1 pseudogene is annotated in these 330 nt (G+C 72.7%); it reads left to right on the top strand.

What is annotated here, in order from left to right:
- Positions 1-330 (top strand): annotated as a pseudogene (locus tag IU459_RS37780) (hypothetical protein); the annotation flags it as partial.

Here is a 330-nt window from a genome sequence, read left to right as displayed (position 1 = left end):
CTGTTCTTCGACACGACGTCGACGTATTTCGAGACCGGAGCCGACGAGCCGGTGGAACGCGACGACCGCGGCCACCCGGTCCCCGCCGGTGACGACGCCGACGGCAGCGGCAGCGGCAGCGGCAGCGGCAGCGGCAGCGGCAGCGGCAGCGGCAGCGGCAGCGGCAGCGGCAGCGGCAGCGGCAGCGGCAGCGGCAGCGGCAGCGGCAGCGGCAGCGGCAGCGGCAGCGAGAAGGCTGGCGGATTCCGTACTTACGGCAAGTCGAAGGACTCCCGAGACGACCTACCGCAGATCGTGATCGGGATGGCCGTGACCCGCGACGGCATCCCT

The sequence above is a fragment of the Nocardia amamiensis genome (assembly GCF_015477605.1).
GTDB lineage: Bacteria > Actinomycetota > Actinomycetes > Mycobacteriales > Mycobacteriaceae > Nocardia > Nocardia amamiensis_A.
Note: the sequence above shows the minus strand (reverse complement) of the source record. Positions and strands in the feature narration are given on the sequence as shown.